Source organism: Pseudoneobacillus rhizolycopersici, from assembly GCF_054786815.1.
In genome coordinates, this window is record NZ_JBTOOE010000026.1 from 32783 (window position 1) to 59187 (window position 26405).

The 26405-nt window shown below is 38.9% G+C and carries 34 protein-coding genes and 1 pseudogene; 20 read left to right on the plus strand and 15 right to left on the minus strand.

Going from position 1 to position 26405, the window contains the following annotated elements; genetic code table 11:
• Positions 1–321: 321 nt before the first annotated feature.
• Positions 322–1056 (plus strand): sulfite exporter TauE/SafE family protein, encoded by a 735-nt coding sequence (locus ACX9YW_RS19605; RefSeq protein WP_460349676.1) that lies wholly within the window; start codon positions 322–324, stop codon positions 1054–1056.
• Between the two features lie 205 nt (positions 1057–1261).
• Here ACX9YW_RS19605 and ACX9YW_RS19610 read toward each other — a convergent pair whose 3' ends face one another.
• From ACX9YW_RS19610 to ACX9YW_RS19620, 3 genes and pseudogenes are all read right to left on the minus strand, one after another.
• On the minus strand, positions 1262–1864 hold the full coding sequence (locus ACX9YW_RS19610) for a zinc dependent phospholipase C family protein (protein WP_460349679.1): 603 nt from the start codon (positions 1862–1864) through the stop codon (positions 1262–1264).
• 212 nt (positions 1865–2076) lie between these two features.
• Positions 2077–2541, minus strand: coding sequence for an inner membrane protein YiaA (yiaA, locus tag ACX9YW_RS19615; RefSeq protein WP_460349681.1), 465 nt, complete (start codon positions 2539–2541; stop codon positions 2077–2079).
• Between the two features lie 118 nt (positions 2542–2659).
• Positions 2660–2743, minus strand: a pseudogene (locus tag ACX9YW_RS19620) (sulfite exporter TauE/SafE family protein); the annotation flags it as partial.
• A gap of 133 nt (positions 2744–2876) precedes the next feature.
• Between ACX9YW_RS19620 and ACX9YW_RS19625 the strand changes: the two are divergent.
• Positions 2877–3620, plus strand: coding sequence for a polysaccharide deacetylase family protein (locus tag ACX9YW_RS19625; protein ID WP_460349683.1), 744 nt, complete (start codon positions 2877–2879; stop codon positions 3618–3620).
• Positions 3621–3657: 37 nt separating this feature from the next.
• On the opposite strand, the gene ACX9YW_RS19630 is transcribed toward ACX9YW_RS19625, so the two are convergent.
• The 3 genes from ACX9YW_RS19630 to ACX9YW_RS19640 all read right to left on the minus strand — a co-directional run bounded on the left by ACX9YW_RS19630 (position 3658) and on the right by ACX9YW_RS19640 (position 6164).
• Positions 3658–4566: an ABC transporter permease subunit gene (locus ACX9YW_RS19630; protein WP_460349685.1), complete on the minus strand. Its 909-nt coding sequence runs from the start codon at positions 4564–4566 to the stop codon at positions 3658–3660.
• A complete protein-coding gene (locus ACX9YW_RS19635) occupies positions 4563–5525 on the minus strand; it encodes an ABC transporter permease subunit (RefSeq protein WP_460349744.1) in 963 nt (320 codons plus the stop codon). Before ACX9YW_RS19635 ends, ACX9YW_RS19630 begins: the two co-directional genes overlap by 4 nt.
• Positions 5526–5834: 309 nt before the next feature.
• On the minus strand, positions 5835–6164 hold the full coding sequence (locus ACX9YW_RS19640) for a nucleotide pyrophosphohydrolase (RefSeq protein ID WP_460349687.1): 330 nt from the start codon (positions 6162–6164) through the stop codon (positions 5835–5837).
• 164 nt (positions 6165–6328) lie between these two features.
• Between ACX9YW_RS19640 and pepT the strand changes: the two genes are divergently transcribed.
• The 4 genes from pepT (at position 6329) to ACX9YW_RS19660 (ending at position 9515) form a co-directional block, all read left to right on the plus strand.
• The gene (gene pepT / locus ACX9YW_RS19645) at positions 6329–7561 is read left to right on the plus strand and encodes a peptidase T (RefSeq protein WP_460349689.1); all 1233 of its coding nucleotides are present in this window, start codon (positions 6329–6331) and stop codon (positions 7559–7561) included.
• A 245-nt stretch (positions 7562–7806) separates the two neighbouring features.
• Positions 7807–8136, plus strand: coding sequence for a PadR family transcriptional regulator (locus ACX9YW_RS19650; protein ID WP_460349691.1), 330 nt, complete (start codon positions 7807–7809; stop codon positions 8134–8136).
• Entirely contained in the window at positions 8123–8698 is a 576-nt protein-coding gene (locus ACX9YW_RS19655; RefSeq protein WP_460349693.1) for a DUF1700 domain-containing protein, read from the plus strand. The genes ACX9YW_RS19650 and ACX9YW_RS19655 overlap by 14 nt, the downstream gene beginning before the upstream one ends.
• On the plus strand, positions 8679–9515 hold the full coding sequence (locus ACX9YW_RS19660; protein ID WP_460349695.1) for a DUF4097 family beta strand repeat-containing protein: 837 nt from the start codon (positions 8679–8681) through the stop codon (positions 9513–9515). Before ACX9YW_RS19655 ends, ACX9YW_RS19660 begins: the two co-directional genes overlap by 20 nt.
• Positions 9516–9712: 197 nt before the next feature.
• On the opposite strand, the gene ACX9YW_RS19665 is transcribed toward ACX9YW_RS19660, so the two are convergent.
• From ACX9YW_RS19665 to ACX9YW_RS19675, 3 genes are all read right to left on the minus strand, one after another.
• Positions 9713–11038, minus strand: coding sequence for a DUF4179 domain-containing protein (locus tag ACX9YW_RS19665; protein ID WP_460349697.1), 1326 nt, complete (start codon positions 11036–11038; stop codon positions 9713–9715).
• Entirely contained in the window at positions 11031–11552 is a 522-nt protein-coding gene (locus tag ACX9YW_RS19670; RefSeq protein ID WP_460349699.1) for a sigma-70 family RNA polymerase sigma factor, read from the minus strand. Before ACX9YW_RS19670 ends, ACX9YW_RS19665 begins: the two co-directional genes overlap by 8 nt.
• Positions 11553–11653: 101 nt before the next feature.
• Positions 11654–12226, minus strand: coding sequence for a DUF1836 domain-containing protein (locus ACX9YW_RS19675; RefSeq protein WP_460349701.1), 573 nt, complete (start codon positions 12224–12226; stop codon positions 11654–11656).
• 127 nt (positions 12227–12353) lie between these two features.
• Here ACX9YW_RS19675 and trhA point away from each other — a divergent pair, with 127 nt between their 5' ends.
• Both trhA and ACX9YW_RS19685 read left to right on the plus strand, forming a co-directional pair.
• A complete protein-coding gene (gene trhA, locus ACX9YW_RS19680; protein WP_460349703.1) occupies positions 12354–13001 on the plus strand; it encodes a PAQR family membrane homeostasis protein TrhA in 648 nt (215 codons plus the stop codon).
• Between the two features lie 24 nt (positions 13002–13025).
• Complete coding sequence (locus ACX9YW_RS19685; RefSeq protein ID WP_460349705.1) at positions 13026–13472, plus strand: OsmC family protein; 447 nt, start codon at positions 13026–13028, stop codon at positions 13470–13472.
• An 88-nt stretch (positions 13473–13560) separates the two neighbouring features.
• Here ACX9YW_RS19685 and ACX9YW_RS19690 read toward each other — a convergent pair whose 3' ends face one another.
• From ACX9YW_RS19690 to ACX9YW_RS19700, 3 genes are all read right to left on the minus strand, one after another.
• Positions 13561–14778, minus strand: coding sequence for an MFS transporter (locus ACX9YW_RS19690; RefSeq protein ID WP_460349707.1), 1218 nt, complete (start codon positions 14776–14778; stop codon positions 13561–13563).
• 116 nt (positions 14779–14894) lie between these two features.
• Complete coding sequence (locus tag ACX9YW_RS19695; RefSeq protein ID WP_460349709.1) at positions 14895–15860, minus strand: bile acid:sodium symporter family protein; 966 nt, start codon at positions 15858–15860, stop codon at positions 14895–14897.
• A gap of 27 nt (positions 15861–15887) precedes the next feature.
• Positions 15888–16217: a rhodanese-like domain-containing protein gene (locus tag ACX9YW_RS19700; RefSeq protein WP_460349711.1), complete on the minus strand. Its 330-nt coding sequence runs from the start codon at positions 16215–16217 to the stop codon at positions 15888–15890.
• 138 nt (positions 16218–16355) lie between these two features.
• Between ACX9YW_RS19700 and ACX9YW_RS19705 the strand changes: the two genes are divergently transcribed.
• The 3 genes from ACX9YW_RS19705 to ACX9YW_RS19715 are packed head-to-tail and all read left to right on the plus strand — an operon-like array spanning position 16356 to position 18430.
• On the plus strand, positions 16356–16967 hold the full coding sequence (locus tag ACX9YW_RS19705; RefSeq protein WP_460349713.1) for a YhbD family protein: 612 nt from the start codon (positions 16356–16358) through the stop codon (positions 16965–16967).
• Between the two features lie 11 nt (positions 16968–16978).
• On the plus strand, positions 16979–17701 hold the full coding sequence (locus tag ACX9YW_RS19710) for a polymer-forming cytoskeletal protein (RefSeq protein WP_460349715.1): 723 nt from the start codon (positions 16979–16981) through the stop codon (positions 17699–17701).
• Between the two features lie 18 nt (positions 17702–17719).
• Positions 17720–18430, plus strand: coding sequence for a cytoplasmic protein (locus ACX9YW_RS19715; RefSeq protein WP_460349717.1), 711 nt, complete (start codon positions 17720–17722; stop codon positions 18428–18430).
• Between the two features lie 56 nt (positions 18431–18486).
• On the opposite strand, the gene galU is transcribed toward ACX9YW_RS19715, so the two are convergent.
• Positions 18487–19389 carry a UTP--glucose-1-phosphate uridylyltransferase GalU gene (galU, locus tag ACX9YW_RS19720; protein WP_460349719.1) on the minus strand — a complete coding sequence of 301 codons (903 nt, stop codon included), beginning with the start codon at positions 19387–19389 and terminating at the stop codon, positions 18487–18489.
• 160 nt (positions 19390–19549) lie between these two features.
• Between galU and ACX9YW_RS19725 the strand changes: the two genes are divergently transcribed.
• From ACX9YW_RS19725 to ACX9YW_RS19745, 5 genes are all read left to right on the plus strand, one after another.
• Positions 19550–21211 carry a DUF6044 family protein gene (locus ACX9YW_RS19725; protein ID WP_460349721.1) on the plus strand — a complete coding sequence of 554 codons (1662 nt, stop codon included), beginning with the start codon at positions 19550–19552 and terminating at the stop codon, positions 21209–21211.
• A 15-nt stretch (positions 21212–21226) separates the two neighbouring features.
• Positions 21227–22264 (plus strand): glycosyltransferase family 2 protein, encoded by a 1038-nt coding sequence (locus tag ACX9YW_RS19730; RefSeq protein WP_460349723.1) that lies wholly within the window; start codon positions 21227–21229, stop codon positions 22262–22264.
• Positions 22218–22640, plus strand: a complete 423-nt coding sequence (locus tag ACX9YW_RS19735) for a GtrA family protein (RefSeq protein ID WP_460349725.1) — start codon at positions 22218–22220, stop codon at positions 22638–22640. Before ACX9YW_RS19730 ends, ACX9YW_RS19735 begins: the two co-directional genes overlap by 47 nt.
• Before the next feature lie 63 nt (positions 22641–22703).
• The gene (locus ACX9YW_RS19740; RefSeq protein WP_460349726.1) at positions 22704–23222 is read left to right on the plus strand and encodes a hypothetical protein; all 519 of its coding nucleotides are present in this window, start codon (positions 22704–22706) and stop codon (positions 23220–23222) included.
• Between the two features lie 105 nt (positions 23223–23327).
• Positions 23328–24605 (plus strand): MFS transporter, encoded by a 1278-nt coding sequence (locus ACX9YW_RS19745; protein ID WP_460349728.1) that lies wholly within the window; start codon positions 23328–23330, stop codon positions 24603–24605.
• 43 nt (positions 24606–24648) lie between these two features.
• Here the strand turns inward: ACX9YW_RS19745 and ACX9YW_RS19750 are convergent, their stop codons facing one another.
• On the minus strand, positions 24649–24945 hold the full coding sequence (locus ACX9YW_RS19750; RefSeq protein ID WP_460349730.1) for a hypothetical protein: 297 nt from the start codon (positions 24943–24945) through the stop codon (positions 24649–24651).
• 173 nt (positions 24946–25118) lie between these two features.
• Between ACX9YW_RS19750 and ACX9YW_RS19755 the strand changes: the two genes are divergently transcribed.
• The gene (locus ACX9YW_RS19755; protein ID WP_460349732.1) at positions 25119–25346 is read left to right on the plus strand and encodes a hypothetical protein; all 228 of its coding nucleotides are present in this window, start codon (positions 25119–25121) and stop codon (positions 25344–25346) included.
• Positions 25347–25386: 40 nt separating this feature from the next.
• On the opposite strand, the gene ACX9YW_RS19760 is transcribed toward ACX9YW_RS19755, so the two are convergent.
• Positions 25387–25527 (minus strand): hypothetical protein, encoded by a 141-nt coding sequence (locus ACX9YW_RS19760; RefSeq protein ID WP_460349734.1) that lies wholly within the window; start codon positions 25525–25527, stop codon positions 25387–25389.
• Between the two features lie 139 nt (positions 25528–25666).
• Here ACX9YW_RS19760 and ACX9YW_RS19765 point away from each other — a divergent pair, with 139 nt between their 5' ends.
• The 3 genes from ACX9YW_RS19765 to ACX9YW_RS19775 all read left to right on the plus strand — a co-directional run.
• Positions 25667–25885 (plus strand): hypothetical protein, encoded by a 219-nt coding sequence (locus ACX9YW_RS19765; RefSeq protein ID WP_460349736.1) that lies wholly within the window; start codon positions 25667–25669, stop codon positions 25883–25885.
• A gap of 59 nt (positions 25886–25944) precedes the next feature.
• Positions 25945–26067, plus strand: a complete 123-nt coding sequence (locus tag ACX9YW_RS19770; RefSeq protein WP_460349738.1) for a hypothetical protein — start codon at positions 25945–25947, stop codon at positions 26065–26067.
• 112 nt (positions 26068–26179) lie between these two features.
• Positions 26180–26405, plus strand: a 226-nt coding sequence (locus ACX9YW_RS19775) for a hypothetical protein (RefSeq protein ID WP_460349740.1), incomplete at its 3' end; no start/stop codon positions are given.

Here is a 26405-nt window from a genome sequence, read left to right on the forward strand (position 1 = left end):
TTTAATGGATTCTATCGGCGGATTTAGTTCCCCATCATCGAACCGATAGTCTTGAACATGAATTTTAAAAAGAAAATTTGCAATCATAAAAAGGATTAATAGGATGATGGTAAGAGATAAGTAGAATGCGGTTTTTATTGTGATTTTGAAAATGTTTGACTCAATAGATTTATCCATCCAATTCAAATGATCTCCCTCACTTTGATTTTTCAAATGCAAAAATCTCGTTAACTCGATAAGAAAAAGTTATCACTATTCATTAAAATTTAAAAATTTTCTAATACACCAACTTGGAATATACTGTCATTAAGAGGTGATTTTATGGAATATATTTTACTTTTTTTCATAGGAATCTGTGCCACAACTCTCGGCACGCTGGCTGGCGGCGGTGGTCTCATTAGTCTTCCTGCCATGTTGTTGCTGGGGATTCCCGTCCACTCAGCAATTGGGGCAAACAAGGTATCCAATACAGTTAGTTCATTTTCAAGTTTCTTTCATCTTTATAAAAAGAAGCAATTAACCCTTAAGGAATCTATTTGGATCATTCCTGTTAGTATTGGCGGCGGGATTAGTGGTGGTTTTATCGCTTCAAAAATTTCCGCTGAAAACATGTATATTATTGCTATTATTTTACTCATTTTCGCTTTTATTACATCTTTTATTGGCAAGAGCGGTTTTACTGGTGATGAACCTTTGAAACCGACCAAGATTAGTATTCCGGGGCTGTTCGGTATCGGAATTTATGACGGAATGTTTGGACCCGGCCAAGGAACGCTGATGCTCTATCTTTTTGGTTATTTAAGGGTTTCCTATTTACGAGCCGTTGGTTTTGTCCGCCTTGCAACTTTTTCAAGTTGTTTCGGTGCCGCGATAACGTATATCGCCACGGGTAAAATTATCTGGCCAGTGACCATCGCTCTTCTGTTGGGTTCAGTGACGGGGGCTCAGATTGGGGTACGAATTGCGGAGAAACTAAAGCCGAAATTTGTAAAACCGATATTGCGAGTAGTGACGGTAGGTTTGATTGTCCAAATCTTTGTGGAGCATGTACTTTAGAATAATTGGTCGAGTGGTGGATTCCTATATTTTAGGGATTGGCGGTGTTTGGGAATCCACTGGGGCTTTTCATTCCTAAACTTGGGTGCTTGTATTGAGTTTGAGAATTACTCCCCCATGTTATTCCCAATCTCAACTTAAATCTTAAAGTTTGGGAATTACTCCCCCAATGCTTTTCCCAATCCGCATCTGCTGAGAAAATGTCTCATCCGATTACTCGCTCCAAATGCCAAATACTTTTCTCAACCGAAGTCTCAATGTAACCAATTATTTGTTCCAGGGTAAAGACAGATAATCCAGCATCGATGGTCTCCTGTCCATACTCCATATCCCCCATTAACAACGGAATAAATGCCTCTACATCCTTCTTTTTCACCTCAGCCAAATCTAAAACAAAGTCACTCACATTTTCAAAAACAAAGCAATCTAATCTATAATGATTCAACAATTTCCCATTCAACAACCGGAAATCTTGATGGTACTGCCCCAACCTATTCGGGTTGACTTCAAGCCTATTTTTCAACCATGGCATGTAAAACCCTTTTAACCAAATATCGTCGGCAATCAAGTGAGAGTAATAGCCTAATAGATAGTCCGAATGACGGTACAACCGGTATTTCTCGAGAAAACCATTATAATCAATATTCCGAGTATAATCGCTGTGATCACCAGCATAAAAATGGGACATGTCCTTTGGTGAGACCGCATCAGGAGCTACCCCACCTAGTAAAAATGCTTGTTTACTTTTAATTGGTATCCTTTTCGTTATTTGGTCTGCGATAATTAAATGCATGACTCTCGAACCCATTTTCCACACTCCTTTGTAAAATAGCTTATCCTATACCCCTTTAGGTTCGATTAATCTTGACGGATCCTTCTTGATTATGTATTTCATCCCACTCGACATGGATTTCAAAGGTTCCTTCCTCGAAAAACAACGGGAGTTGATACTAATAGTCATTCCTGTTACCTCACTCAAAAAAATAAAAAGGAACTTCAGCGAAGCTCCCTTGATTATTTTCAATCTCTTTCTCTTGCCTTTTGTGTATCTCGGATATTCTTCTGAACCGTAATGGCTGCAAAAATGCTAAGAACAAAGGCCATTGCATAGAATCCCTTTTCGCTTAAGACAATACTGCCAGCGTTATACAAACCGATGGCCATTAATGAAATTGATACAATTAAGGCGACCCAACTAATACCATAATAAATATTGGTAACTGGTATTCCTTCTTCCTTATCTCTTACGGCTTTTTGCAAAGATACCGCCGAATAGAGGCCAAAGATTAACACAGCAAAGTAATATCCTTTTTCGTTCAGTTGCATGTCTGCGTTAAACAATCCAATAAAATAGGCAGAAACGCCGATTAGTAAGGCTGCCCAGGAAGCCCCTTTAAAGGCTGCCGTAGGTTCTCCTTCTTTTCGATCGACTTTTATTTTTACATCTTTTCTTTTATCTAATAAAACCTCATTGTCATTCGACATTGGATCTGCCACCCCCTTTATTTGTATCAAACAATAAAGACTCCCTCCCTTTCCAAAAATTATAATATAATTATTGGATAGGAAAAAGTCTTTTTTATCCGAATATTCTTTATACAGTTCCGGATGAGAATTTATTGGTAGCTATTCCTGTTTGAATTGGTATGTCCAGCAGCATAATTGCTGGCAGAGTGATTAATCCACCGTACATAATCCATCATCTGGATACATTCCAATGATTACAAACACAAAAAACAATTTCGAGATCGACGCCTAATAAAAACTCCCCCTAATACAAACAATATAGTTTACTTCAACAAAAAAGGGAGTTAGTTTGAATGAAAAAACTTCTTGTTTGCTTGGTTGGGATGTTAATCTGGACCAGTTCATCAGCTGAGGCTAATGTTTATAAGCGGTTTAAGTTTGAAAAAACAGGACAAGTTTTTTGGGAAGTAAAGACAAAGCAAAAATTGGTTGCTTTAACCTTTGACGATGGCCCTGATCCCATTTTCACACCACAAATCCTAGATGCACTAGCAAAATACGACGCTAAAGCAACCTTTTTTGTTATTGGTGCTGAAGCAGAGAAATATCCAGAAATCATCCGAAGGGAAGCAAAGGAAGGTCACGAAATTGCCAATCACACATATAGGCACCATTTTCGCGATCATTTTCAACCACACAAGCTAATAGATGAACTACAAAAAACCTCTAAAGTAATCGAAGAAATTAGTGGTCAAACGCCTTCTCTATATCGGCCACATTCCGGTTACTATAATGAAAACATCGTCAACACTGCCGTTAATAACGGTTATCGAGTCATCTTATGGTCATGGCACCAGGATACAAAGGATTGGAAGAGACCAGGTGTTGGGAAAATTACACAAAATGTTGTTTCGGACACCAAGCCTGGGGATATTGTGATTTTTCATGATGCTGGTGGAGACCGCAAGCAAACGGTAAAAGCAGTGGAAAATATTCTTAAAATTCTTTATCAGAATGGATATAAATGCGTGACAGTCTCTGAAATATTGCAACAATCCGACTCTATTTTCACAAGTCCACAAAATATCGTAAATTAAAATAAGGGTGATGTGCATTGGCACCACCATCCTTATTTTAGAAATATTGTACACCCTTGCGGAAATGTCTTCGTACGCCTTCCGCTAGGGTAAAAAAGCCCAGAATGACTAGGGTTATCGCTAAACCTGTGAAAATTGGTATCCACGGGGCGCTAAAAATATCATGCATTAGTGTTTCAAACAACAATGGCCACGCGTTCGAAGTATTTTGTAATTCATAAACAGGAATGTTCATGGCATTAATCGCCTGAACCTGATGTGATACATAAATTCCGATAATACCTAACTGGCCAATGATAAACGTGGTTCTACCTAAGTCAAGAATCACATTTATCAGAAGTTCTGGATATAGGACTGGTAGATAATAATTTCTCATTAGTTGAACGGGCCTTGTCCCAAGTGTAATGGCTGCTTCAATATACGGCTTTTGCGAGATAATCATGACTTGCTGTTTGACCAACTCAGCTACCCTGCCCACATCTAAAAAGGCAATGATAAAAATCACCCATGTGATCCGGTGTTGAGAAAAAATCAAATATGGCATATTAATAAATAGGATAATCATAAAGATAGCCGGTACAAATGATAACGCCAAGTTTAAAAACTGAAGCAATCCATTAACAGCTTTTGAGTAAAAGGCAAACAGTCCCAGTGGAATCGCAATCAAATATCTCAAAATCGTTATACTTAAAATTAGTATCAACATATCCTTAGCCCCAACGACAATTCGACTTAGCAAATCCACCCCTTTGCGGTCAGAGCCAAACCAGAACTCACTAGAAGGTTTGAATGGTGGAATTAGTAATTTGCCTTCATCCTCGGACATAATCGCACCTGTTTTTGTTAACTCCTTATCAATAAAAGGTAAATGGGGTCCGATCAAACAAATAATCAGTAGGAGGCCCAGAAAAATGAGGCCCATTTTCAATTGTATATTTAATCTCAAGTTTCGCCTCCCTCCTTTGCTAAGAAATAAAAGCTTGCGATTTTGCTAAGCAGATGACTAATAAACACAATAAATGTGAAAACGATGATAAATCCGATAACGACACGAGTATCAATATTCATTAAGTCTAACGGTGTGAAAGTTCGTTTTATTTCAAAAGCCTTATAAAATCGGTAAGCACCGCCCCGATAGCCCAGTAAATATTCAACAATAAATAGATTGGATAGTAAATATAACACAATCGTGTTCATATGGCTGAAAATTTTTACCCAACAATTCCCCAACATATGACGCCAAATCACTTTTCGCAAGGAAACACCCTTGCTAAGCGCGGTGCGAATATAGTCCTGACCTGATTGCTCTTCCAGTACGGTTGTCGTGATTCTAGCAATATAAAAGAGGGAATACATAGATAAAAATAGTACCCCGAGAATTTTATTAGACCACGTTTCACTTCCATAGACGTCTATATGGGGGAATCCGTATGTAAACAGCACCATGATTAAAATTTGTGTCGATAGGATAATAAAGAAGTCGGGAACGGCCAAGAACGTCGAGGTTGTTCGTTCGCCCAATAGGGAAAATCTTCGCTTTTTCGTGGTAAAATCATAGATTCCTTTGGCAATTCCAAACAAAATACTAATGAAAATACTAGGAATGAAAATAATGAGGCTCTTTTTAAAATATCTCCAAACCTCGTATTCTACTGAAAGTAGGTGTACAGTCTGACCTAAACTTTTCTGCTCTACCACCTGGCGATATGTACGTACGATATTTTCCTTATAATCATCCCAAGAAAACGTTGTCATTCTTTCCTCATACTGCTTTTGAATTTCTACGTTGGATAACGATAGATCTACCCCAGCAAAACCTCTTGGCAATAATACAATCAAAACTAGTACAAGCGTTACAAATATCCACATTAAAAATAGACCAAGCAATTGAGAGACCAATTTCATGTGCAATAATCAACTCCTTTTTTTCGAAAAGAGGGTAAAAATAAGACGCAATACTACTGGAGAAAGTTTCACAATTCTGTCATTAATCTCTAGGGTCTTTAGTGTGCTATAGAGCTGGATTTGTCTCAAACAGCTTTTTGGGGCGTAAAAAAGAGTGCTGCTAGCAACATACAGCACCTTAAACGATAACCTATTTGAATTTTTTCGGGAACTGTTCACGATTCCATCGGTGAAAAAATCACCCATATGGATAAGGTGCTCCTCATTCTGATCAGCTTGAGTATCTTATGCTTTTTGTGTATAAAAATTTTATTTTTCGATTCTCGTCCAACGATTGGCATCGCGGGTGCGAAATTTTTCCATCACTTGATTATGGGCCTCTTCAAGGTCAATGTTCAAGCGATTGGCCATGCAAGAGATGACGAACATCATGTCAGCAAGCTCAAGCGCAATGGAGCCTTCTGCTTCTTCTTTCTTTTTTGGCTTTTCCCCATATAAATGATTCACTTCTCTTGCCAATTCACCAAGCTCCTCTGATAGTCGGACCACCAGTGTCATCGGCTGGAAATAACCTTCTTTAAATTGACTAATATAATTGTCTACGTCCTTTTGCATATCTTTTAGTGTTAAATCTTTCATTTTATTCACTCCGTTTTCTTTAGAAATATGTATTAGTTTGTCCTTAAATGGATATCTCTTTAGGACATTTTGCTTCGACAATTTCACTTTCGTTAAATTTTTATAAAAATGAAAATTGTATGGTAAGATGAACTTATCTTATAAAAAAAGGGGCTAACTGTATAGTGAAAAGCAATCTAATCAAACGATTAACTTCATATGTTGTCGTCGATACGCAGTCAAATGCAGATAGCGAAACTTGCCCTTCTACACCGGGGCAATTAACGCTTGGGAAAATGCTCGTTGAGGAATTGAAGAAAATTGGTATGGTTGAAGTCACCATGGATGAAAATGGGTATGTGATGGCTACTTTACCAGCAAATACGGAAAAGGATGTTCCTACCATTGGCTTCCTAGCCCATGTCGACACGGCGACCGATTTTACCGGTGCAAATGTGAAACCGCAAATCGTTGAAAATTATGACGGTAGCGATATTGTTTTAAACGAAGCGATGCAGGTCGTTCTTACAACTAAAGACTTCCCGCAAATGACTAATTATAAAGGTCATACGTTGGTAACAACCGATGGCACCACCCTCCTAGGAGCGGATAACAAAGCGGGTATTGCAGAAATCATGACGGCGATGGAATATTTGATTGGGCACCCCGAAATCAAGCATGGTAAAATTCGTATCGCATTCACACCAGATGAGGAGATTGGCCGTGGTCCCCATAAATTTGATGTCGCTGCTTTTAATGCCAAATTTGCTTATACGATGGATGGTGGTCCGCTAGGTGAACTACAGTACGAAAGCTTTAATGCAGCCGGCTATAAGGTCACTTTTAACGGGACGAATATCCACCCTGGGACAGCGAAGGGCAAAATGGTCAATTCGATGAAAATCGCGATGGAGTTTGCTAGTATGCTTCCTGCCGCAGAGGCACCTGAATACACGGAAGGCTACGAAGGCTTCTTCCATTTAGGCTCGTTTAACGGTGATGTCGAAAAGACCGTTCTGTCTTATATTATCCGTGACCATGATAAGGAAAACTTCCAAGCTCGCAAAGCTTTAGTTGAGCAAATTGTTGAAGAGCTTCGCGGGAAGTATGGCAAGAGCGCAGTTGAACTTGATATGAAGGATCAATATTACAACATGCGTGAAAAAATCGAGCCAGTCATGGAAGTTGTTAATATTGCCAAACAGGCACTGAAAAATCTCGACATTAAGCCAATTATTGAGCCAATCCGCGGTGGTACTGATGGATCTCAGCTTTCATACATGGGTCTTCCGACACCAAACATCTTCACCGGCGGGGAAAATTATCACGGAAAATACGAATTCGTGTCAGTCGATAATATGGAAAAAGCCACAATGGTGATTATTGAAATTGCTCAGTTGTTTGAGCAACAAGCCTAATTTGAAGTCCAGCCTTTTTTAATGGGGCTGGATTTTTTATTTTGCTCTTCCTTGGTTGATACTTTTTTAGTGAAACTGTCCGTAAGGAAAAAAATTCAAAAAAATTATATTTAGTACCTTGCATTAATCAGTACTGTGTATTATGATAACAAATGTGGAAGCAATTGCTAATTTTTTTTGCATAGGTATTATACATCATTCAGTAGTGAATGTTATAGGTGTGCTACGAAAGGAGGATTTTTCCTTTGAATGTCCAATTTAAAAAAGGAGTCCTAGAATTATGCGTGTTAATTTTAATATCCAAAAAGGATCAGTACGGTTATGAATTGGCGCAAAATATTTCTAGTAAAATCGAAGTCGCGGAAGGAACTCTGTATCCTTTGCTAAGAAGATTAACGAAAGAAGATTATTTAACAACATATTTAGCTGAATCAACAGAAGGTCCTCCCAGAAAGTACTATTCGTTAACCACTTATGGTCGGGCGTATATGAAATTATTAGTGGACGAATGGCAAGAGTTTTCTAGTGCAGTAAATCAATTTATTGTGGAGGGTATGGAAAATGGTGAAGAATGAATTTTTGGATAAACTGGAGTATTTGTTGAGTAGAGTTCCAGAGCAAGACCGTCGGGAAATGCTTTATGATTACCAGGAACATTTTGAAATTGGCTTGGCGAACGGGAAAAGTCAGGCTGAGCTGATTGCTGAGTTGGGTGACCCACATGTGATTGCCCGTGACTTGTTGGCAGATTATCGGATTGTCAGGGCGGAAAAGGATAAGACACCATCGAATATTGGTCGGGCGATTATCGCAGCCATTAGTTTAAGCTTTTTTAATCTAGTATTTATCGTTGGGCCTGTTGCGGGACTTTTTGGAGCGTATGTGGCTTTATGCGCTACATCATTTGCTTTAACCGTTTTTCCGCTGGCGATTATGGGAGCGTATTTTTTCGATTACAGCTATGAAACATTTGCCGTCAATTTTTTCATTTCATTAACGTCGTTTAGCCTTGGTGTGCTGATGAGTATTGGGATGATTTATGTAGGCAAGTTTTTCTACAATGTAGTCCTTCGTTATATTAAATTCAATGTCAAAGTGATAAAAGGAGATCGAGGCTATGAAAAAGCTAGTTTATAGTATGCTATTTTTATTTGTTGTTGGAGTTGTCGGGACATTGGTTTCCGTTAGTGCCTCCGGCGGATTTTCAGTGAAAACCTGGGGTATTCATGATGAGGTTCAAGTAAAAAGTGCGGATATTAGTCGAATTGAAGTGGATTTATCTGGTTCGGATGTGGCGTTACATCCAACTAATGGAGATGAAATCACTGTTGAATTGAACGGGAAAATTAGTAAGAAACATAAGAAAAAGGTACGATTAGATGTCGAAGAATCCGGCAACACCCTCAAGGTTGGTATTAAAGGGCTGGACCAAATTTTTCTAAATGTTGGGGTGCTCATCCTCGATACGAATGTGGAAGTATTTTTACCACAGAAAATTTATGATTCTATCAAAATAAACACTTCATCCGGGGATATTACGGTTCAAGAGTTCAAAGCAAAAGAATTTATTTTGGAAGCTAGTTCAGGAGATATGCTGATTCGTGACCTTCACAGTGATCAACATCGATTCCAGACCTCATCCGGCGAAATGGAGCTGTCGAATGTGTCAGGTGATATTGAAGCAAAAAGCTCGTCGGGTGATATTATCATCAAGTATGAAAATACGAGCGGCAATCTCAATGCGAAAACGAGCAGCGGCGACATTTCCATTGAGTTCCATGAACAGCCTGATTCCTTGGCGATTGATTTTAAGGGTAGCTCCGGTGAAGGCCAAATTAGCTTAAACGGCGTCAATTATCAGGAAAAATCAGAGCATTTGATTCGTGGCGTGATTGGCTCTGGTGATTTTAAAATAAAGGCAGAGACATCGTCAGGGGATTTCAGCTTACGATAAGACTACAAGTCTGCTACCGCAGGCTTGTTTTTATTTTATTTACCTATTTTGCAAGTTTATTTACCTTTTTTGAACAGATATTTACCGATTCCGATCATTTATTTAGCGATTTCACAATTATATTTACCTTTTTCACATTTCCGACACATTATTTCACCTCAAAAAAAGGCAGCGACCAAATCCGCTGCCTTTTGAGATTATTTCAATCTTATTTTCGCTTCCCCTTCTATCCAGCTTGGATAAGCGTTTATTTGTAAAGAAAGCGGCCCTTTTATCTTTCGCAAATTAGGGATATTAATGCCAAAACTTACAATCGTTTTGTCGTCCCGCCAACTTTTAGAAAAGGATTCAAATGGAACGAGATTTCCATCCCGATCATAGATATCATGAAAAATAAATGCAGGAAAGTCATTTGGGATAACCATAGGGAACTCGAGATAATTCCCCTTCACCGTTACTTCACGAAGGAGGTTTCCTTTAGGTTGCTGCAAAATTTTCTTCTCTGCTATATCGACAACGACAAACTCCTCGTTCTTATCAATCGCTTGAATCTTATTAACCACCAAATATAATTCCTTTGGTTGGCGGAAATAGTTACTTTGAAGATAAATAATTTCTTCATTTTCTGATATCGTTGTTCCTGTTTGCCCATTAGTGATTTTATTCCAAACTTCACCATTTTCATCAACAAGTCGTAAATCTTCGTAGCCAAGGATTTTTTTCGTATTATTTGGGTCCTTCTTTACATGTATAGCAACCCTTAGAGGATATACGGTTGCTTCTACAAAAGTGATTTTTTGCCCTTCCATTTCGATCGTTTTGTTTAGTTCAAATGTTTTCTTTTCAGCTACATTCTTCTGTAAAGTAAACGGAATCGAATAATCCCCTTGAGTATTTCCACTTATCTTTAATTTTAGGACTATATTATTCGAAGTTAGTGTTTCCTGATAGTAGTTATCTAGTACCCCATTGAAGGTCGTTTCCCCCTTATCCGAAAAATGGGAAGAGCCATAGGAGAAAACGCCTGCAGGAAATTCCCCACCATCTTGATACTCTAGTTTAGCTTCGTCAATTTGCAGTCGTTTTTGTTTTTTGGTAGATTCTAGACTGTAGAAAAGAACAATTCCATTCTCATCTGCAATCACCCCATCGATGGTGACTTTTAGCCCATTCTTCTCATCAGTTGCACCAATTTCCTGATAATAGTCATTTTCGATTGCCGCCATTTGCCCTTTGTCAAAACGGATCAAATCAACAATTTTTTCCATTCCGGGGATAGTGGTTATATAACCGGCAAAGGCTGGTGATAGACGGACAGATGCGAAAAATCCAATCATTAGTACGGCGGCTACGACAAAACCATATAACCATTTGGATCGGTGGCGGCTTGGCTTATTCTGCTCTTCCAGTTTTGCTTTTTGAAAACCAGCCATGATGGCTGCATCTAGTGAGTCTACTGAAACAGGTAGATTATCGACCATTTGTTTATACTCTTTCAGTCTATCTTCCTCTTTGTTAAACATGAAGATTCCCACCTTTCTCTTCGAGTTTACCGCGCAGCATTTTTAAAGCTCTATTCAGCCACGTTTTCACGGTTCCTTCCGGACACTGCATCGAGTCAGCAATATCCTTTATTTTTAAATCATGAAAGTATTTGAGCATCAAGATTTCGCGGGAACGTTCGTCTAAGGAGAGCATCGCATCCTTTAGCTCCATTTCCTCGTGATTTTCGGATATACCTTGGCGCAGTAAGAATTCCTCATTTAATACTGTCCGCTTGTTCTTCTTCAGCTGGTCATTGCAATAGTTGATCATGATGCGAATCAACCATGTTTTAAAATAAGATGCCTCGCGAACCTGGCGGATATTTTTATAAGCACGATAGGTAACCTCCTGAATGGCTTCAAGGGCTTCATGTTCATTTTTTAAAAATGAACGTGCTGTTTTGTATAAATCAATTTTATAAGCTTGCATTAAAGCTAGAAATGCTTCGTCATCACCATCGATGGCTTTTTGTACAAATTGTTCCTCACTCAAGTTATTCCCCTCCTTGCCTTCCTAACTATTAGACCTGCAAGTTTGAAAAAAGTTTTATTGATTTGTATGTTTTGAAAAAAACTTATCCACGGTGGATAAGTTTATTTTTTAGGAGCGGTCAGTGGAAGTTGATCAATCAATCTTTCCGCAGCTCGACGGTACATATTGCTAATATTGGCTAATGAAACGATTAATAATATCTGTTCTAATAGAGGGTCATCCAATTCGCCGATTTCCTCATTTACTTCCTTGGCATGAACGGCAAACTCCTCTTGAAAACTGCCAGCATTCTTCGCATGGATATCAAGAAAGCTTTGATAAAAGGTATCTAAATTTAGCTCGCCCTTTTCAAATTTATGGTTTATCCCGTCAAGAGTGGATTTAATGTCAGCAATCGTCAACGCGCCCTTTAATTGATAGATTAAACTAATAAGAATTAGATGCTCTTTTGAATATTTCTTATTTTTGATAGGAAAAAAAAGCTTCCCTTTCGCATAGTTGTTAATCATCGTTTTGGTGAGAATTTTTTCATCCTCTGTCCGTTTTGACCCATTAAATCTATTTTCAAATAGTTGAATGACTTGATCCATGTACAAATCAATTTCAGGTATATCATCTAAATGAAGGTTATTTTCCAATCCTAATTGGTTTATGAATTCGTTGATATTTTTCATATTCACAGCGACCTCTTATATTTCATGATAATAAACATATTATATAGGATTTTTTTACGATTGACTAGATGTTATAATGCATGTATCATTATATGTAGTTATTAAAACTACATAAAGGAGTGTTAATATGAATTCTTATATCCGTGAACCGATTAATGGACTTACTCATTTGGCAGGTGCTATTCTTTCCTTCATTGCATTACTTGCGATGGTTATTAAGGCTTCCAAAACAGCTGCTTCACCTCTAGCGATATCTGCGGTGATCGTTTTTGGAGTAAGTATGATTCTTTTATATGCTGCTTCCGCTACCTACCATATGGTGATGGCCAAAGATAAGGTGATTGCTTTTTTTAGACGATTGGATCACTCAATGATTTTTATTTTAATCGCCGGAACTTATACGCCATTTTGTTTGATTAGTTTAAAGGGAGTTACTGGCTGGCTGTTATTTTCTCTAGTTACAGGGATCGCTGTTTTGGGTGTAATATTTAAGCTTGTTTGGTTTCATTGTCCACGTTGGTTATCGACTGGTCTATATATTGCCATGGGATGGTTGATTATCTTTTTTGCCGCGCCACTGGCAGAAAATCTTCATGGGGCCGGGTTATTCCTGCTTGTTCTGGGTGGGATTTTGTACACGATTGGTGGTATTATTTACGGAGTAAAGCCGAAGTTTTTAGCTTTTAAGAGCTGGGGATTCCATGAAATCTTTCATATCTTCATTATGCTTGGAACATTAGCTCATTTCTTGTCCGTGTTTTTGTTTGTGATTTAACTTCATTAATGGGAGGATACCAGTTTGGCAGAACATCATTTTCATTTAAAAGCAAATTGGCCAGGGGGACGTAATGTTGTCGGAGAGATTGCGGCGGGAAACCTGGTGACAAAGATTTCGATACCGCCAGAGATGGACGGACCCGGGATTGGCACGAACCCTGATGAAATGCTGCTTGGGGCGGCAGCGACCTGTTATATTATCACTTTAGCGGCCATGATGGAGCGGAGTAAATTGGAGAAAGCTTCGCTAACAATGGAATCAGAAGCGATAGTGGATGTGACCAACGGAGTGTTCACTTATAAAAAAATTATTCATCGCCCGCATGTCGTTTTGTTGGCAGATGCTTCAGAACGCGACATCCAACTAGCCCAAAAACTAGCAAAAAAAGCCGAAACCTCTTGCATGATCAGCCGCGCCATCCAAGGAAACGTCGAAATTGAACTACAGGTAAAAATAGAAACACTTTAAAGAATTAAAGTGTTTCTTTTTTAATAATTAATCGAGTTGTTCCCATGGTCTGTTTTCAATCCATTTGTACTCCCCCTCCCTTTAACGATTAACTACTAACCGAGGTTTCCTTGAAAAACTGCTCCTTCGAAGGTGAGAAAATGACAAATAGTAATATAATTGCAAGGACGATACTTAATGAAGAGAATAACACACAAACAAGCTGTAACGAAAATATTTCTGCAAATAGTCCTACCAATAAGGTCAAACCAATTTGTATGATTCCCTGAACCATTTCAGCTACGCTTGCAAATCTCCCCATTATCTCTACCGGGACATTGTTTTGGAAGAAAGTCGCATAGCCAGTGTTCGCAAAGGACATAAAAAAGCCAAGAAATACAAATGCGGCAGTCGCGGTAATAAAGTTAAGTGATGAATAAAAGCCTAAATAGCCGACTGCGGTTAACAGCATGCCCACCCCAATAAATAATCGCAGGGAGATTTTTTTCGCCAAAATTGCCGCCAAACTTGCCCCCACCAATGCACCAATCCCGGTAATACTAACAATTAACCCATACTCCCGGTCTGATAAATGCAAGTTCTTTTTAATAAAAGTGACCTCTTGTGGGTCAAGGGCAAAACCTATTAAAGTAGCAGCCTGAAATAATAGATACACCCCGATAAAATACTTGGCCGATTTCGCAAACCCAATGATTATTTTCCAATCTTTCACTAGAGTAGCCCATCTCACCACACCACGAGCACCTTCCACCTTTTCATCAACATTAGGTAACAAGTAAATTAAAAATGCACAAATAAAAAAGGAGATCGCATTGATGAAAATACATAAATCCGTTCCAAATTTCATAATCAGCGCCCCAGCTATCGCTGGCCCTAATAAAAAGGCACCTGAGTTTGTCATACTCATAATCGAATTAAAGCGTTTCCGATTTTCAGCCGGAACTAGTTTCGTAATATATACGGAAGAACTCGGTCCAAAGAAGGCTGCAGCTAAATTTATTACAAATAAGACACCATAAATTGCCCATAATGACGGCAAAAAAGGAATGACAAAAACAAAGACACCTCTTAGCACGTCGATAAGGATCATTAATCTTCGTTTATTTACCCGATCAATCACACTTCCTGACCACGTATTCGTCAACAACACGGCTATCGGCCTGATAATATAAAGCCCTGCCACCGCGGCTGCCGACCCAGTTAAATTTAAGATTGCCAGATTTAAAGCGATTAAATAAATCCAATTACCTAGATTCGAAACACCAATCCCTGTTATCATCAAAAACGGATATTTCCACTTATTCATACATATGACTCCAATTCTATCACCAGTTTATTAATTATTTCTTTTTCGTCTAGCCAATTACCTTCTTTTTCCTTAAACAAAAAAAAAAAACGGTTAGCCTTTGGCTAAACCGCTTACTACATTGTTAAGGATTGATCTGACTCCTGTCGACTATAATAACTATTCACTAAATATCCACTTAAGCTTGCTAGTACCTGTTGAAAGAGCATACCGACAACAACCGGCACCGCAACCTGTGGGGCGAAATAAGTCGTTGCAATAACCGCACCTGCACTAATATTCCGCATTCCACCTGTAAACGTTAAGCCAATGACCGTGTCGCGATCCAATTTAAACAGCTTGCCGATGATAAAAGCAAACCAATAACCCGTTAAAGCCACCAATAAGACGGCTAAACAAATAGCGACTAATTTTAAATTAATTTCGCTTAAATACGGGGCAACAACTGCTCCATTTAGCATGACGACAAGCCCGATCCCTATTTTAGAAATGGGCGCGAGCCTTGGACTCCACACCTGTTTTACCTTCCCTTTGGTCAAATGATTGATTGCCATTCCCAACAGCGAAGGAATCACAATCATCCCTAACAGCCCCATCATCATACTGCCAACATCCAGCTCTATTTTCTGCCCAACAATGAGTGAAACTGTAAACGGGACAATGAATGGAGAAAGCAACGTATCGATAAGGATAACCGTTAATGTCATCGGGATATTTCCCCGATAAATGGTCACCCAGATTAAACTAGTAATCCCCGTTGGAATCGCCATCCCTAGTATCAATCCCGTAATGGTAAAAATGTCATCCTGAAAGGTCAAATGTCCAAAACTCCATGCCCACAGCGGCATGATAATGTGTAAAATACAAAGGGCCATCACAATTGGAAAAGGATGGGTGATGACATTTTTTAAAGTTCGGAAATCAGAATTAAGACTTCCAGAAAACGTCATAAGAGCAAAAATCCAAGGAATCAAAAAGGCAAAGTCCTTAATAGAATCCGAAAGTAACACCCCAAGGATTACACCTGTTGGGGTGATCAAAGGCATAACTCTTTCAAGATGCCGATTTATTGTGTACAACATGATGTTTACTTCCAATCTATGGTGATATTATAAGGTTTTTATATATTCCTTCCACGCCGTGATTCCACCTTCTAATACGGCGACTCTCTCATTCTTTTCTGATAAAATAGCGGCGCATTTCTCAGCAGAATTTCCAGTCGTACAGGTGACGATAATCTCTTGATTAGTTGGGATTCCGTCTACCTCTGTCCCATTCTCAAAAATCTTCGTTTTTACTATATTTTTAATTTGACCAGTAGATGTTTCAATATGATACTCCATAAATTTATCCTCAGACCGAACATCAAGAATTAGGACTGTTTCATCCTTTTTCAATTTTTCTTGTAGTTCCTGTGGGGAGATTTTTCGAATGTTCATTTGGTAAACCAACTCCTTTATAGATATTCCTACTATAAACGATACCATCTTTAAAGTCAGTTGGAAAATTTTTTATATCGCCCATTTACAACGTAACAGTGTTATGTTACATTTTTTCTAGAGAAAGGAGCCGTTTATATGAGCAACGAATTAATTTCAAAAAAAGACCTTTTAGATGCAACTGGAATTTCATATGGACAGCTGTACCGTTGGAAACGAAAAAATTTAATTCCGGAGGATTGGTTTATCCGCAAATCCACGTTTACCGGTCAGGAAACCTTTTTTCCAAAAGAAAAAATCTTAGATCGGATCGATAAAATCCAAGCAATGAAAGAAAATCTATCACTTGATGAGCTTGCAGACATGTTCTCACCAACAGCAGGGCCGTTTGAATTTTCAATAGATGAATTAGTTAAACGCAACATTGTTTCAAAACCTGTCTTAGACTTTTATCTAAGTGAAACAAAGACGATAACGGAATTTGCCTTTGAACAAAGCCTCGAGCTTTTTATCTTAGAAAAACTGTTGCAGTCGGGTGAGATTAACTTAGATGAAGCAAAAATGCTCCTACAGGTTTTACGAGATTCTGACAAACAAAAAACTGTCATTATGTTAATTCGAAAACTTGGCATCTCCTCTTGCCTAAGTGTTACAAACACAGAGTCTGTTCAGTTTGAAATGGGCACAAGAATCGTTGTTCAGGTTTCGTTAGCGGAATGCGCGGAAGAATTAAAAACAAAATTACTTTAGGGGGAAGTGCGATGAACGTAAATCAACAATTAGGGAATTTAATGATTAACGGCTTGGGAAGTTCAAACGGTGGGAATTTCGATAGCGTCACTATTAACGGCAAAGGAACGATTAATAGTGATATTCAATGTAATTCCTTTTCATGTAATGGAGCTGGAACTGTCCATGGTGATGTGAAAGGTGAGCATTTAAAAATTAGCGGCACAACTAAAATTACCGGAAAAATTCAATGCAGCACCATTTCAGTTGACGGCAAGGGCTCTTTTAAGAGTGACCTTTATTTTAATAAAATGAATGTCTCGGGAATGAGCTCGATTGATGGCAACGTAAAGGGTGAGGACTTAAAGGTTCAGGGGCGAATCTCCGTTGATGGGAATTGCGAGGTCGAAAATTTCAAGTCAGAGGGACAGTTTAGTATTGATGGTCTACTAAGTGCGGAAACGATTGATATTTATACCTATGGTGAATGTAAGGCAAGGGAAATCGGTGGGCAAACCATTCGGGTGAAGGAAAAGACTAATTTCCTTTTAGATCTTTTAAAAGCGGTTAAATCAGTGAAACTTTCCGTTGATACGATTGAGGGTGACGATATATCCCTTGAAAATACCAAAGCTAAAGTAGTACGTGGAAATCATGTGGTAATTGGCGAGAACTGTGAAATTGAACTGGTGGAATATAAGGATGACTTGAAGGTTGTTGGCAATGGCCGTATCCATAAAAGTGTGCAAGTTTAATAGAAATGAGGGATTTTGATGGGTCATTTGGGGAATTTGACGATAAATGGATCCGGAAGCTACAGTGGCGGCGCTTACCGGAAAATAATAGTTCGCGGTGACGGTACGATTACCACTGATTTTGAATGTGAGGTTTTTAAGACCTTCGGTACCAGCCATGCATTACATAATGCAAAGGTCGAGAAGGTTGATGTTTTTGGTGAAACGCGAGTCAACGGAAATCTTGATTGTAGGAAGATGAAGATATTTGGCACCACGGTCATTGGTGGGTCAGCTTCGATTGATACTACAAAAGTTTTCGGGACATTGGAGATTGGCAATCGTTTTTCCGGTGAAGAGGCGGATATAAAGGGGAGCCTATCAGTTGATGGTGACGCGGAGGTTGAAATCTTTAAATCTACTGGCTCCTTTGCTATAAAGGGGTTACTGAATGCCGGCACTATTGAGGTCAGTTTGCGATACGGTTTTAGTAAGGTGAGTGAAATCGGTGGCGAGCGTATTGTTGTGAAGAGAAAGTCCTCTTTCCTGCCGTTTTCTAAAGGAGAAGGTTCACTTGAAGCGCATGTGATTGAAGGTGATGAGGTGTTCCTCGAGAACACGAAGGCGGATATTGTTCGCGGTAAGAATGTTCGAATTGGCGCAGGATGTGAGATTGGAGTTGTTGAATATCGCCAGAGTTATAAGGCTGATCCTGGGAGTCGTGTTGGCGAACACCGGAAATTGGGGTAATCACCAAAGGAAGAATGAAAATGTCCAATAAAGGATTCTATTGGACATTTTCCATTTCAAGAAATCTCATGTTTTTTCTCAGGCGATTCAAGCGATGTCTTGACCAACATTCCCCGCAAATATGTCAATAATTGATCCCGCAGCTCCGGTCGTTTCATTGCAAAGTCAATCGATGCCTGTAAAAATCCAAATTTGTCGCCAACGTCGTAACGTGCTCCTTCAATATTAAAAGAATAGATAGGTTCCAACCCCAGCAACCGGTCTAACGCTTCCGTCAACTGGATTTCCCCTTTACTGTCTGGTAAAACAGTCTCCAATATTTCAAATACAGTCGGTGTCAAGATATACCTCCCAATAATGGCCTGACTGGACGGTGCCAAATCTATACGCGGCTTTTCAACAAGCCTCTCAACCTTATATAACTCACCATACTGCTCAGAAGACTGGACAATTCCATATTTCTCGACGTCCCGCAACGGCACCTCCTTACAACCAAGAATACTAGACCTCACCTTTTCAAACTGCCCTATCATTTGTTTTAAAGCTGGCACAGGACTGTCAATAATATCATCCCCTAATAGAACCGCAAATGGTTCATCCCCGATAAACTTTCGTGCACACAGCACGGCGTGCCCTAAGCCGAGGGGTTCCTTTTGGCGAACATAATGGATGTTGGCAAGATTGGAAATTTCCCCTACCATCTGCAGTAAATCCATTTTCCCCGTTTTATCCAACAAGAGCTCCAACTCTACCGATTTGTCAAAATGATCCTCAATTGCTCGCTTGTTTCGACCCGTAATAATGATGATATCTTCTATTCCCGATTCAACGGCCTCCTCGATAATATATTGAATCGTTGGTTTATCGACGATTGGCAGCATCTCTTTTGGCTGTGCTTTCGTGGCAGGCAAAAACCGTGTCCCTAAGCCCGCAGCTGGAATAACCGCTTTTCTAATCATCCAATCCCCCCTTTACAGTTCCTACTACCTTCATCCTATGATTCAAACAGGTTGACTAATTCGCTTTTCCAAATGGACTCAAGTTTTTGCGAAAAAAGGAATATTGTTCCTCTTTATGTAAAGTCTATAATGTATAGAATTGGCTTTTGAGGTGTAAGGATTGAATTTTTATAAACATGAAAGAGGGCAGCTCGCGATTGCGTTATTGATTATTACCATCTTTGTTGCACCATTCTTTATTCTTAGAGATCAGGCTCATATTCGGGTTCACGATAATTTGGACTCTAATCTCGCTTGGTACAAGGTGCTCTCGGAAAGTGGGCAAATTACCGGTCCAATCGACGCGACGATACCTCAGATTATTAATGGCTTGCCCCGCAATGCTTTTGGAACGGAAATTAGTTTAATCGTTTGGTTATACAATTTTTTTCCCACGATGATTGCCTACGGCTTAAGTCAGTTCATCACTCGACTTGTGGCCTTTCTAGGAATGTACCTATTACTGAAAAAGCATTTCTTAGCGAGACCAGAGTGGTCAGTCTTAACGATTGGAACCGCATTAGGCTTTGCACTTACCCCCTTCTGGCCGTCTGGGATGCTTAGTACGCTTGGGATGCCACTAGCCTTATGGGCATTTCTTAATATTCGCAACGGGGAAAAAACGTGGACAAACTACTTAGTGTTGGCCCTTCTCCCCTTTTATTCAAGCATTGTGCTCGGTTTTTTCTTTTTCTTAAGCTCGATGGGGGTATTTTGGTTGACCGATGTGGTTAGGGGAAAGGGTTGGAACTGGCGGTTTTTTTTAGCAATCGCCTTAATGAGCTCTATCTATTTCATTACAGAATACCGACTCTTCTATTCGTTTCTATTCGATGATGAACCGAATAGTCGGGATGAATATTTTCATGCCCGGCTGTCATTTTTAGGTAGCCTTCGACTTACTTGGAAAAATTTCATTTATGGCCATCATCATGTACACACTTTCCATACGCTTATCATTTTACCAATCATTTTTATTGCCCTTTATTTCGTCATTTCCAAAAAGCTATTTAAGCAGGAAAAGGTGTTTGTATTTTTATTTACGCTTAATTTTGCTTTATCGGCATGGTACGCATTTTGGTTTTACAAAGGGTGGCTTCCGCTCACGGAACGATTCCACTTTATGGATACCTTTAATTTTGCCAGATATCATTTTTTAAGACCGCTTGTTCTCTATCTTCTGTTTGCGCTGGCGTTAAAAATTGTTTGGGCCTATCGAAATATTCCTACAAATGCAATCGTATTGGCTCAGGTTGTCCTAATGCTTCTATGTAATGAGGAAATTCGCTATCAAAAACAACCAAGTGTCGGTCAATTTTTTGCTGTAGAGCAGTTCGACGAAATCAAAAACCATATCGGTCTACCACAGGAGGAATATCGCGTTGCTAGCATCGGCCTTCATCCGGCCATCGCCCAATACAATGGCTTTTACACTCTTGATACCTATAACAATTTCTACCCTTTAAGCTATAAACACGAGTTTCGGAAGATTATTGAAAAAGAGCTAAACAAAAATAATACCATTCGAACCTATTTCGATGAATGGGGTGGCCGCTGCTACCTATTCACAGCGGAGCTTGGCAAACGTTATATGTTTAAAAAGGCGTCCAAAATAAGAATTAAAAACCTTGAACTAAATATAGATCCATTCAAACAAATGGGTGGAAGATACATTTTTTCAGCAGTTCCGATTGATAATGCGGCACAAAACCAGATGCAATTGGATAAAATTTTCGAGCACAAGGCATCCGCCTGGAAAATATATTTGTACCGGGTGCTGTAGAAATGGAGGCAGCTTATGAATGAACCGATTTTAACCATTGTGGTTCCTTGTTTTAATGAGGAAGAAGTACTACCAAAAACGATATCTGAATTGGACACCTTTTTACAAAGTTTAATTGCGGATGGGACTATCTCTGCCAAAAGCAAAATTTTATTTGTTGATGACGGCAGTCGAGATCGAACTTGGGCGATTATTTATCAAGAAAACTTGCACAATGAATTCATTAAAGGGTTGAAACTATCGCGAAATGTAGGCCATCAAAACGCGCTCCTTGCCGGATTGTTTACCGCTAAAGATGCTTCCGATTGTGTGGTTTCTATTGATGCCGATCTCCAGGATGACCTTGAGACAATTCGTGGTTTTCTCAAAAAATTCAAAGAAGGCTATGATATTGTTTATGGTGTGAGACAAGGTCGGCAGACGGATACGTTTTTTAAAAGAAATACTGCTCAATGGTTCTATAAACTGATGCAAAAAATGGGTGTCCATTTAATTTATAATCATGCCGATTTTCGCCTCATGAGTAGACGAGCACTTCAGGAATTAGAGGGGTTTGCTGAGGTGAATATGTTCCTAAGAGGAGTTGTGCCCCTGATAGGATTCCCTTCTACAAGCGTTTACTATGATCGAAAAGAGAGGCTTGCCGGGAAGACTAAATATCCGTTGAAAAAAATGCTTGGATTCGCGTTTGATGGGATTACCTCCTTTTCCGTGACACCGATCCGTTTTGTGTTGATGATGGGCTTTGCCTCTTTCTTTGCCAGTCTGCTATTTGGGATATATTTTATTGGATTAAAATTTTTCGGCAATACCGAAACTGGTTGGACTTCGTTAATCTTGTCGGTTTGGCTAATTGGTGGCATCCAGTTAATTGCGATTGGATTAGTAGGTGAATATATTGGAAAAATTTACAAAGAAGCGAAACGGCGACCGAAGTATATTGTCGAAATTGATACGTTTAACCTTCCTGTACCACGACATCTAATCAACAGGGAGGGTTATCGTGGTGAATTATACGACTCTGAAATTAGAAACCTTTCTGAAACGAACTAATCCGTTTATGCGGTTTTTGTTGGTTGGTGGAATTAATACTTTGACGGGGCTGTCGATTATGTTCATGTTATTAAATATAGTTGGCTGGTCTTATTGGCTTTCGACGTTTACCGGGAATACGGTTGGGTCCGTAGTTAGTTATTTTTTGAATCGGGTATTTACCTTTCGTAGCCGGGTGAGATTAACGAAAGGTGCACCACGGTTTATTAGTGTCATCTTGATTTGTTATTTTGGCGCTTATTTTATCAGTGAAAAGGTTGTTGGTATGATAAATTGGATTCCCCTTTCGTTTCACAACGATATCGCGGTGCTAATCGGTGCTTGTCTTTACACGATTAGTAATTATTTCGGACAGAAATATTTAGTATTTAGATAAGAGGAGATGGTGCCAAGCACCATCTTTTTCATGGTAAAATTAGTCATATAGAGGGGGATTTTTTTGGAGAAACAAGTAGCAGTAGAAATAGCTAACTTCATAGATTTATGGTCAGAATCTTTATCTGTTGTATTTGAAATCGAGAAGCTTGCAGTATTTAATGACCGTTTACTTGATTTTCATCAATGGACAAACGGAAAACCGGTCTTGGCCGCCTATCGGGTCAGTAAAATTGGAGATCAGGCGCTTTATTTTCTTTTGATTGATTGGCACCGCAATAATCAATACTATTTAGTTATTTATGCCGGGAATAAGGCAACTACTTTAGCAGAAATCCGACAAGTTGTCGAACATGAAGAAAGGCATCATCTTTATTGGAAGTACAATCCTCTTAAGCGAGATGGGAAAAACCAGGAAAGAAAAGCTTTTTTTACACAGATTTTTGGGACAACTTCCCTTTACATCCCCTTGCCTACTTCCTGTATGGAGGTGGATGAATTTTTCACGAGGCTTTTTCAATTGAGTTCTCAAAGAGAGAAGGCGGATAGAATAGTCGATACTTTTCAGATGGATGATTTTTAGCGAAGTTTGTTCATTAGATGGTGCTAGGTCCATTATTAATTGTATAATATGTAGTAGATCTTATTGTCAAAATTTTTTAAAAATATAATCAGTGGGGGGAATTTAATGAAGCGATTGACGAAGGAAGAGAATAGTTGGGTAATGTATGACTGGGGTAACTCTGCTTATTCCATTATTATTACGACGGCTGTGTTTCCGCTTTTTTACAAAGCTGCTGCTACAAATGCTGGCGTTAGCGCAGCTAATTCTACTGCTTATTTAGGCTATACGATTGCCATTGCAACTTTTATTTTGGCCATGCTTGGACCCATTTTAGGAACGATTGCGGATTATCAAGGGAATAAAAAGCGGTTCTTCCGATTCTTTTTTACTATGGGGGTAACTGCCACTGCTTTATTGGCGTTTATACCTACGGAACAATGGCTATTGTTGCTCATTTGTTATACGGTTGCTGCGGTAGGGTCGGCAGGCTCGAATGTGTTTTATGATGCCTTTCTTGTCGATGTCTCGACAGAGGATCGGATGAATAAAGTTTCCTCACACGGCTATGCATTAGGATATATTGGAAGTACGATTCCATTTATTATTAGTATAGCTATTATTTTGTTAGCGCAAAATGAGGTACTACCCATTACGACAGACACAGCTAGTAAAATAGCTTTTTTGATTACTGCATTATGGTGGGGAATATTTACCATTCCGATGTTCAAGCATGTTCATCAGCGGTACTTTATCGAGCGCGAGCCTAATCCGATTGCGAACAGTTTTAAGAGATTAGGTGGAACGTTTCGAGAGATTAGTAAGTATCGATCGCTATTTTTGTTTTTATCGGCCTATTTCTTTTATATCGATGGTGTTGGTACGATTATTTCGATGTCGACGGCTTACGGAAGTGATTTAGGGATTAGTGCCACTAGTTTATTGATTATCCTGTTTGTCACTCAAGTCGTTGCTGCTCCTTTTGCAATTATTTATGGTCGGTTAGCGGAGCGATACGGTGGGAAAAAAATGCTTTATGTAGGCATTTTCATTTATATTATTGTATGTATTTATGCTTATTTCTTAAAAACAACGGCGGATTTTTGGATTTTAGCAATGCTTGTCGCTACATCACAAGGTGGTATCCAGGCATTAAGCCGAGCGTATTTTGCTAAGCTAGTTCCAAAGGAAAAATCAAATGAATTTTTTGGGTTCTATAATATCTTTGGAAAATTTGCCTCCATCATGGGACCACTTCTTGTTGGTGTCACCTCCCAAGTAACCGGAAATACAAACAGTGGGGTATTTAGCCTTGTCATCCTATTCATTGTAGGTCTCGTCATCCTGACGCAGGTGCCAGAACCAAAAAACCAAAAAGAAGCAATCACCACCCAATCACTTTAACACTTTAAAGCATGTGGGGACAGTCCCCACATGCTTTAAAGCGTTAAAGTTTTTTGAGGATTTCGTCCACTTTGTCGGTGAGGATTTGGTATTTTCCTTCGAACATGGATAACAGTCTGATTAGTTCACTTTCTCTTAGGTCTGCTTTTTTTTCAAGTTTGTCTAACTCTTCTTGATGTTTTTTCTCAACTCTTTCAATCTCCGCTTTGTGCCGCTCTTCCATTCCCTTCATTTCTTGTTTAAATTCTTGTTTGAGCTTAGGTATATTAAAAATGAGAAGGTAAAGAAAGAGAGCTAGAAATACACCTTCTTTGGCGTAATTAATAAATAGTTGTTCCACTGTCTCCTTCCCCTTTTTGCCTAAAAGTAAGACATTGTAAGTCTTAATCCATTTTATGAGGTACTGTATAGAATCGCTTGTACCAAATTACTATGTTGGTAGTATGTTTTTTTTTGAATAATTAGGAAGGAATTGCAAATTCTATTTTTAAAAGGCTAAAGGGGTAAAAATCAGTGAGACGATACATATTAAAAGAGATGATTATTGATCAAGAGGATTATGGGGAAGAGTCGGTGACAACTCTTCTTACCTATAACCAGCAAGATTATGGGATAACGTTTAAAAAGGAAGATTTAGATATCATTAATGCCTGGATGTTTAAAAATCAGTCATCATTACCTGCCGAATTGCCGGAGGATTTGTTAGAGGCTCTCAGAGAAGAAATTCGAAATAAAATATAAAAACAAGGGGGCAACTTGAAATTGCCCCCTTTCTACGATATCATTGGCCTTGTGCACCATTTTGGGTAACCCTACGAACATGGTCGTCTTCTAAATTGTTTTCGCGCAACTTCTTTACTTTGTCATTAAGGAGTTTCTTTTGATCTACCTGATTTGACGGAGTTTGCATATCCTTAGACATCGGTTTAACCTCCAATATTATTATTTCCCTTTTATATTTTGCTACATTCTTAATAAAGTTAAACCGACCATAATTTGGATAAAAAGATAATTTATGTTAAAGCTAATAATAGTATTAATAACCAGGAGGCTTGTTGATTTTGAATTTACACAACAATATGGAGTTTGAAATGAAAGAGAGTTTCATTCCAAATTTAAGTAAATCGGACACATTAAAAATTATTGAAGTAACAGGCGAAAGCGTGATTGTTCAAATGCAAAATTCCAATTGCAGAGGAGTTTTCCCCCTAGACAGTTTTCAGTACTGGATTAGGCGTAGTTCGCTCGTTCCAATTGATCAAGATATTAAAACTTCCTAACGCATATTATCCACATTTCCTTAATAGATTGGTAAAAAGTATTAAGGAGTGGATATTTTATGAGCGAATTTGTTCGTTGCGAATGCTGTGGAGATTTGGCTAGTTTTGATACGATTACTTTCGTAAATAACACCGCTTTTTGTAGCCTTTGCCAAGATGAATTAGAAACAATGGAGAGATAGTCAGCTGACTATCTTTTTTTTGTATAAAAATTTTCCAAAATATACGTTTGTCCTACACGGTACAAGTTTTCATACATACATTATATCAGCAAGGGATGAAGGAGTTGAAAAAATGAGCGGTTATTCTCAAGAAGAAATTATGCAAGCTGTTGAAAAAGCAGATCAATTAGGTTTAACGATCTTTATGAGACGAGATCGAAGAACTGGCAGAACTCAGTCTGGCAGAACCAGATCCGGCAGAACTCGGTCTGGCAGAACTCGGTCCGGCAGAACTCGGTCTGGCAGAACTCGGTCCGGTAGAACTCGGTCCGGTAGAACTCGGTCCGGTAGAACTCGGT

Bases quoted from the DNA above. Each gene is read 5' to 3' on its own strand.
- ACX9YW_RS19605 (WP_460349676.1), top strand. From the start codon at position 322: ATGGAATATATTTTACTTTTTTTCATAGGAATCTGTGCCACAACTCTC.
- ACX9YW_RS19610 (WP_460349679.1), bottom strand. From the start codon at position 1,864: ATGGGTTCGAGAGTCATGCATTTAATTATCGCAGACCAAATAACGAAA.
- yiaA (WP_460349681.1), bottom strand. From the start codon at position 2,541: ATGTCGAATGACAATGAGGTTTTATTAGATAAAAGAAAAGATGTAAAA.
- ACX9YW_RS19625 (WP_460349683.1), top strand. From the start codon at position 2,877: ATGAAAAAACTTCTTGTTTGCTTGGTTGGGATGTTAATCTGGACCAGT.
- ACX9YW_RS19635 (WP_460349744.1), bottom strand. From the start codon at position 5,525: ATGAAATTGGTCTCTCAATTGCTTGGTCTATTTTTAATGTGGATATTT.
- ACX9YW_RS19640 (WP_460349687.1), bottom strand. From the start codon at position 6,164: ATGAAAGATTTAACACTAAAAGATATGCAAAAGGACGTAGACAATTAT.
- ACX9YW_RS19655 (WP_460349693.1), top strand. From the start codon at position 8,123: ATGGTGAAGAATGAATTTTTGGATAAACTGGAGTATTTGTTGAGTAGA.
- ACX9YW_RS19660 (WP_460349695.1), top strand. From the start codon at position 8,679: ATGAAAAAGCTAGTTTATAGTATGCTATTTTTATTTGTTGTTGGAGTT.
- ACX9YW_RS19665 (WP_460349697.1), bottom strand. From the start codon at position 11,038: ATGTTTAACAAAGAGGAAGATAGACTGAAAGAGTATAAACAAATGGTC.
- ACX9YW_RS19675 (WP_460349701.1), bottom strand. From the start codon at position 12,226: ATGAAAAATATCAACGAATTCATAAACCAATTAGGATTGGAAAATAAC.
- trhA (WP_460349703.1), top strand. From the start codon at position 12,354: ATGAATTCTTATATCCGTGAACCGATTAATGGACTTACTCATTTGGCA.
- ACX9YW_RS19690 (WP_460349707.1), bottom strand. From the start codon at position 14,778: ATGAATAAGTGGAAATATCCGTTTTTGATGATAACAGGGATTGGTGTT.
- ACX9YW_RS19695 (WP_460349709.1), bottom strand. From the start codon at position 15,860: ATGTTGTACACAATAAATCGGCATCTTGAAAGAGTTATGCCTTTGATC.
- ACX9YW_RS19700 (WP_460349711.1), bottom strand. From the start codon at position 16,217: ATGAACATTCGAAAAATCTCCCCACAGGAACTACAAGAAAAATTGAAA.
- ACX9YW_RS19705 (WP_460349713.1), top strand. From the start codon at position 16,356: ATGAGCAACGAATTAATTTCAAAAAAAGACCTTTTAGATGCAACTGGA.
- ACX9YW_RS19710 (WP_460349715.1), top strand. From the start codon at position 16,979: ATGAACGTAAATCAACAATTAGGGAATTTAATGATTAACGGCTTGGGA.
- ACX9YW_RS19715 (WP_460349717.1), top strand. From the start codon at position 17,720: ATGGGTCATTTGGGGAATTTGACGATAAATGGATCCGGAAGCTACAGT.
- galU (WP_460349719.1), bottom strand. From the start codon at position 19,389: ATGATTAGAAAAGCGGTTATTCCAGCTGCGGGCTTAGGGACACGGTTT.
- ACX9YW_RS19730 (WP_460349723.1), top strand. From the start codon at position 21,227: ATGAATGAACCGATTTTAACCATTGTGGTTCCTTGTTTTAATGAGGAA.
- ACX9YW_RS19745 (WP_460349728.1), top strand. From the start codon at position 23,328: ATGAAGCGATTGACGAAGGAAGAGAATAGTTGGGTAATGTATGACTGG.
- ACX9YW_RS19760 (WP_460349734.1), bottom strand. From the start codon at position 25,527: ATGTCTAAGGATATGCAAACTCCGTCAAATCAGGTAGATCAAAAGAAA.
- ACX9YW_RS19770 (WP_460349738.1), top strand. From the start codon at position 25,945: ATGAGCGAATTTGTTCGTTGCGAATGCTGTGGAGATTTGGCTAGTTTT.